This is a genomic window from Micromonospora sp. ATA51 (assembly GCF_016802855.1).
In the GTDB taxonomy this organism is placed as follows: Bacteria; Actinomycetota; Actinomycetes; order Mycobacteriales; family Micromonosporaceae; genus Micromonospora; species Micromonospora sicca.
On record NZ_JAEVHJ010000373.1, the window covers coordinates 1 to 5,975 of the forward strand.

4 protein-coding genes and 3 pseudogenes are annotated in these 5,975 nt (G+C 70.8%); 3 read left to right on the top strand and 4 right to left on the bottom strand.

Annotated features, from left to right (window positions below; translation table 11 throughout):
• Nucleotides 1–101 precede the first annotated feature (101 nt).
• Nucleotides 102–275, top strand: a pseudogene (locus JNW87_RS33360) (transcriptional regulator); the annotation flags it as partial.
• A 257-nt stretch (nucleotides 276–532) separates the two neighbouring features.
• The gene (locus JNW87_RS33365) at nucleotides 533–1,231 is read left to right on the top strand and encodes a hypothetical protein (protein ID WP_109800605.1); all 699 of its coding nucleotides are present in this window, start codon (nucleotides 533–535) and stop codon (nucleotides 1,229–1,231) included.
• A gap of 104 nt (nucleotides 1,232–1,335) precedes the next feature.
• Here the strand turns inward: JNW87_RS33365 and JNW87_RS33370 are convergent, their stop codons facing one another.
• The 3 genes and pseudogenes from JNW87_RS33370 to JNW87_RS33380 form a co-directional block, all read right to left on the bottom strand.
• On the bottom strand, nucleotides 1,336–2,601 hold the full coding sequence (locus JNW87_RS33370; protein WP_109800606.1) for an MFS transporter: 1,266 nt from the start codon (nucleotides 2,599–2,601) through the stop codon (nucleotides 1,336–1,338).
• Nucleotides 2,601–4,018 (bottom strand): annotated as a pseudogene (locus tag JNW87_RS33375) (FAD-dependent oxidoreductase). Before JNW87_RS33375 ends, JNW87_RS33370 begins: the two are co-directional and overlap by 1 nt.
• 76 nt (nucleotides 4,019–4,094) lie before the next feature.
• Nucleotides 4,095–4,304: pseudogene (locus tag JNW87_RS33380) on the bottom strand (GNAT family N-acetyltransferase); the annotation flags it as partial.
• Between the two features lie 326 nt (nucleotides 4,305–4,630).
• On the opposite strand from JNW87_RS33380, the gene JNW87_RS33385 reads away from it, so the two are divergent.
• Nucleotides 4,631–5,014 carry a metalloregulator ArsR/SmtB family transcription factor gene (locus tag JNW87_RS33385; protein ID WP_109800608.1) on the top strand — a complete coding sequence of 128 codons (384 nt, stop codon included), beginning with the start codon at nucleotides 4,631–4,633 and terminating at the stop codon, nucleotides 5,012–5,014.
• Nucleotides 5,015–5,071: 57 nt separating this feature from the next.
• Here JNW87_RS33385 and JNW87_RS33390 read toward each other — a convergent pair whose 3' ends face one another.
• On the bottom strand, nucleotides 5,072–5,845 hold the full coding sequence (locus tag JNW87_RS33390) for an NAD(P)-binding domain-containing protein (protein ID WP_109800609.1): 774 nt from the start codon (nucleotides 5,843–5,845) through the stop codon (nucleotides 5,072–5,074).
• Nucleotides 5,846–5,975: the final 130 nt, after the last annotated feature.

Sequence of the window (5,975 nt, forward strand, 5' to 3'; positions counted from 1 at the left end):
GGCGGACAGTGCGGGGATCGGGCATGATGACATCGGCGGGTGAGGTCCTCGGGGTGTCGTGAAGCGTAGAGAACTCCATGATCACCGACGCGATCTCACGTCTGGCCCAGTCCACGGTCTCGCAGCATCTCAAGATCCTGACTGAGGTCAGGTTCTTCCTCCTCGAAGCCGTGAGCAACGCCCGCCATTACCGGACCAACACCCGCTGCGTGTCGCGCTTCCCCAGCGCCGCCGATGTCGTCATGGGCAAACCCGCGCCCGCTGCTGTCGGCAAGTTGATGATCGAGACCGGACTTGTCGTTCACGCGACGTCGCCTCGGGCACGGGCGCGGCCGGCTCAGCAGGGCAGGGCAGCAGGAACGAGCGGCCGGACGAGCTGTTCGCCGTGTAGGCGGGAAGGTTGTGTCATGCCGGCGGCAACGGCAGATGCGTCCCGCGTCAGCATGCTCAACGAGCCTGACGACAGTGGGTCTGGGCCGAGCAGGGCCTCGTCTGTGGCTGTCCTGAGAGGAGGGGCGGGCATACTGCAGGCATGCGTGACGGCCTGCATGGACCGAACGTGATCGCCGCTGGGCAGTCCGTGCTGCTTCTCGTAGCGGTCAGCGGCGGTGAGGCCGTGCACCTCGCGCGCCGGCAGGAGCCGCCGGCGCTAGGTCGCAGCGCCGTACTCGACCGCTACCTCACGCGCGGGGATAGTGAGCAGGAGGCGGTCCAATGGCGATATGACGTCCAGGCGCTGCGGGAGCCGGTCTGGGAGCACATGACGATGTGCGGCCGGGTATGGGCGCTGATGGTCGGCGGTGACGGCGGCACGCTGAGCAGGTGCCGGGAGCCGGCGTACGCGCCGACGTGCCGACGGTGTCTGACGCTGATGGACCGCCTGTTCCCCGCGCCGGCGGTCGACCGCAGAGTCCCGGTTGTCGCGCAGGTGATCTGCGACGTGGTGCGTGAGCACGGGTACGCGGAAGTGCGGGAGGTGCCAGGTGACCAGCTCGCCGTCCTGCGGAAGGAGATTCGGTCGCTGATCAGACAGCGGACGGGCCACCCCGCCCAGACCCTCGTTCACGGCGATCTCCTGCTGGTGGTGTGTGATCCGCTGCGTGACCGGAAGGCGGAGATGCGGGCAGCAGCCGAGGCGGTAGGAGCAGTGCTGTTTGGGGATCAGCCGCTGCCGGCCGCGCGACCCGAGCGTTCATGGGTCGTCAGGTGGACCGCGTGGGACCTGGGGTAGACGTCGGGGTGTCGTGCTGTCGGCCTTTCTGCGCGCTCGCCAATTGCGGTTACCTGAGCTGGATCTGGCCCTGACACGGCAGCAGCGCGGGCTCCTGGATGCGGTCAGACGGGCTGGCTGCGGTGCTCGCTGCTGTCGATCCTGCCCTCCCCCACGGCCCGCATGCCGACGGCGGCGACAAGGCATGCGGTGGTCACGGCGGCGAGTAAGACGTGGTAGCCGCCGTGCGGCAAGAGCGTGGCGGCGAGCAGCGGCGCGGCGGCTTTGGCCGTGGTGACGGGGGCGGTGAGGCGTCCGGCGATGGTGGCGTAGGCGGTGGTGCCGTACCGGTCGGCGAGGAGAGCTGGGGTGGCGAGACTGGCGATGCCGAACCCGAGTCCGAAGCCGGTGACGGTGATGATCGCGCCGATCGGGGTCCCGGCGAGCGGCGGCATGGCGAGGACGGCGAGGGCTTGGGTGGCGAAGACGGCGGCGACGATGGTGGTCACGGCCAACCGCCGGCGGGCGGCGGTCAGGAGAAGGCGTCCAGTGACGGACAGGACACCGAGCAGGCCGGCGATGGAGGCGGCGAAAGTTGCCGGGTGGCCGCGACTGGCGAGGTAGCCGACGATGTGGACGGTCATGGTGCTGGTGGCCGCGCCGTGGGCGGTGAACGTGCCGGCAAGGATCCAGAACCTGGCATCACGCATGGCGGCGCGCGCGACAGATCGCCGCTGCGTGTTGTCCTGCCGCTCGGGCGGGGCCGATAACGCGGCGGGCGGGGCCGGAGGTTTGCGGATGGTGAGGGCGTGCAGGGGCACCGTCACCACGCCGTAGATGGCGGCGAGGACGAGCAGGGTGCCGCGCCAGCCGAGGTGTGCGTCGAAGAAGCCGGCGAGCGGCATGAAGATGGTGCTGGCGAACCCGGCGACGATGGTGACGGCGAGCAGCGCGGTGGCGCGCCGCTCGGGGGTGAACCAGGTGACGATGACCGCGAAGGCGGGTTCGTAGAGGACCATGGCGCCGGTGATGCCGATGCCGATCATGACGGCGTAGAGCCGCCAGATGGTCTGGACTTGGGACCAGGCGATCAGCAGTACCGTGGCGGTGATGGAGCCGGTGGTCATCAGGGCGCGTCCGCCGTGGCGGTCGAGCCACCGCCCGACAGGGATGGCCATGAGGGCGCCGGCGAGGACAGAGGCGGTCAGCGCTCCGGTGACAGCGGTGGTGGAAGCGCCGATGGTGGCCGCCATCGGGCCGAGCAGGACGGCGTAGGCGTAGTAGAGAGTGCCGTAGCCGATGGTGGTGGTGATGGCGAGGGCGGCGACGATGCGCCGCCCGTGGCGCCCGCCCACCGTGGGGTCGGCGGGCGCCATCGTGGAGGTGGTCATCAGCTGCCGCAGCAGCCGCCGGTCTGGCCGCCAGCAGGTGCTACGTCGAGGCTGATGAGGTTCAGCGGCGTGGACAGCAGCCCACCGGAGATGCCGATGGCCAGGCCCTTGCCGGCCGTCTCCGCCGCCGGGGCCGGTCCGCAGCAGCTGTCGGTGCCGGTGGAGTCGGTGGGGTTGCTGTTGCAGACGCCGGTCTCGGGCAGGTCGAGCTGGACGTCCCGGGCGGCGTCCCAGTCCCCGGCGAGGGCGGCGACGACGGAGCGGACCTGCTCGTATCCGGTGGCCATGAGGAACGTCGGCGCGCGGCCGTAGCTCTTCATGCCAACGGCGTAGTAGCCGACCTCCGGATGTGCGAGCTCGTCCACGCCGTGCGGGGGCACGGTGCCGCAGGAGTGCTCGTTCGGGTCGATCAGCGGGGCGAGGGCACGGGTGGCGCCCATGATCGGGTCGAGGTCCAGGCGCAGCTCGGCGGCGATCGAGTGGTTGGGTCGGAAGCCGGTGGCGGCGACGATCCGGTCGACCGTGATGGACTCGTCGGCGCGTCGGCGTGGCGGACGACGACGGCGACCCGACCGTCGGCCGGGGCGAGGGCGTGGACGGAGAAGCCGGTGAGCAGCCGGATCCGGCCGGCGTCGACGTGCTCGCGCAGCCGGGAGCCGAGCGCGCCGCGGGCGGGCAGGGCGTCGGCGTCGCCGCCGCCGTAGGTGCGGGCCGGGCTGGCCGAGCGGATCGCCCAGGTCACCTCGGTACCGGGCTCGGCAGCGGCCAGCTCGGCGAGGGAGAGCAGGGTGTTGGCGGCGGAGTGGCCGGCGCCCACGATCAGGGTGTGCTGGCCGGCGAAGCGGTCCCGGTCCGCGCCGAGCACGTCCGGCAGGGCGTGCTCGAGGAACGCGGCCACGTTCGTCTCCCCCCGGGCGGGCAGGCCGGAAGCGCCGAGCACGTTGGGAGTCCCCCAGGTGCCGGAGGCGTCGATGACCGCGCGGGCCAGCAGCTCGTCACCGTCGGCAAGTCGGATCAGGAACGGCGTCTGCTCGCGGCCGGCGGTGCGCAGCCGGTCCAGGCCGAGGCGGCTGATCGCCTCCACCCGCGCGCCGTAGCGCAGGTGCGGCTTGAGCTGCGGAAGCTCCGCGAGGGGCTGGAGGTATTCGGCGACGAGCTCCGCGCCGGTGGGCAGGGCGTCCTCGGCCGGGGCGACCCAGCCGGCGTCGTCGAGCAGCCGGCGCGCGGCCGGGTCGACGTTGTACCGCCACGGGGAGAACACCCGCACGTGCCCCCACTGCCGCACCGCCGCGCCAACGGTGTCACCGGCCTCCAGAAGAAGGAAGGGCAGGCCACGCTCGTGCAAGTGGGCGGCGGCGGCCAAACCCACCGGGCCCGCGCCGATCACCACGACGGGCAGCTCGGTCAGGACGCTCATCGGAAAACTCCTCTGTGTCGAAAACTGTCGAATCAAGAAGGTGCGGTTGTGCTGGGGCAGGCGGAGCGGCAGGGGTTCAGGTGATGACGGGGCTGCGGCGTTCAAGGAAGGACGACGTCACGCCATCGGCCGTGGTGCCGACCGACGCGCTCACGGATGCCGATGACCCGGAAGCCGGCGCGCTTGCGCAGAGCCAGGCTGGCGGGTTCTCCGAAAAGACATCGGACTGGGTGGTCCAGATCCCGGCGGCCTCGGTGGACGCGATCAGGGCATCGAGAAGCAGGCGCCGGAGCCGGTGATCTGCAGGGCGGCGGCGGGGTCGCCGGTGAAACCGCCGACGGCGGGGCTGTTCTCGCTCATGTCGGGTCCTTCCTCAGCGGGGGATCGTCAGCGTGTAGGCGGTGGTGCGGGCGCGGTCATAGAGGCGCTCGACCCGCTGCACGGGAGTGGACACCCGGGCACACGAGTCGCAGAACCGGACACCAGCCACGGGTGTTGGCCGGCGGCGCGTAAAGCCAAACATGGTAGGCCCCATTTCCTCATGACGCCCTGTCTTGACGTCCGTCTAACCAGAGACTTGCACACTGATTAGAGAGATGTCAACCTAGAGGCATGTCAAAGCAAGAAGCACCGCTTCGCCTCATCGACCTCAACGCCGACACACCGTGCTGCCCCCCGCTGGCGCAGCGGCGGGTTCCCGCCGAGACGGCCGCAGTGCTCGCGCCCGCGTTCAAGGCCCTCGGCGACCCGGTGCGGCTGCAGCTGATGTCGATGATCGCCTCCGCCGAAGACGGGGAGGCCTGCGTGTGCGACCTGACCCCGGCGTTCGACCTGACCGGGCCGACGATCTCGCACCATCTCAAGACGCTGCGCGAGGCGGGCCTGGTGGATGCCGAACGGCGGGGCACCTGGGTCTACTACCGCGCCCGGCCGGGGATCCTGCGCCAGCTCGCCGCCTTGCTGTCGGTCGAGCCGGCCCCCTCGTCGCAGGCGTAAACCGCCGCGCAAACCTCCTGCTCGCAGGGCGGAATGCCAGGAGGGGGCCGAACGCGATCAGCGTTGAGCGCCGGATCCCGTGCGCGAGGCGACTCCCGCTTTCCGCTGCCAACCCTGGTGAGGCCGGCCCGACACGTGAGCGGCGAGGGCAGTCATGACGTGGGCGGCGTCGCGGCCGATGCCGCGCAGGGTGTTCGAGGCGAAGGATCGCTGGAACTCCAACCCGAGATAGACCAGACCTGGATGAGTGGTGGAGATCCCACCCACCTGCTGCGGTGCGCCGTGGTCGAGGGCGCCCAGGGGCTGGAGGTAGGCAAGGTCCTGGCGGTAGCCGGTGGCGAAGATGACCGCGTCGACCGGCTCGGGCGTGGCGTCGGCCCAGATCACCCCCTCGGGCGTGAAGGCGGTGAACATCCCCCGCCGCTGAAGCAGACCGGATGCGAGGGCGTCGCGGTAGACGCCGGTGTCGAGCACGGTCGCGTGTCGGACAAGACGAGTGAGGACGCGGCGTGGCAGGCGGTCCGCGCCGGTGACCCGCAGCCAGTGGTGGAGGTCCCGCCCGCTGAGGCGTTGGGGCAGGAAGCGCACGGGTTCCCGGGTGGCGAGCGTGACGCGGGCGTGGGCCGCGATCTCGTAGGCGACCTGGACGGCGGAGTTGCCGGCGCCCACGACGATCACCCGCTTGCCCGCGTACGCCTCCGGCCGGCGGTAGTGGGCGACGTGCCGGAGATCGCCGGCGTAGTCGTCCTGGCCGGGCAGCGTCGGCAGGTAAGGGTTGCCGAAGGATCCTGTGGGGCTCGTAAAGCCGGTTCGGCTATGCTGCCTGCGAATACTCGTTGATCAACCCGCCGAGGATCGGGCGCGTCGGATCCTGGCGGCGGTCAAGTCAGTGACTCCCGACGGCGGGTTTGGCGGCTGTTGGCAGAGCGATCGATGTGGTCGGTGGCTGTTGTAGTGGGCC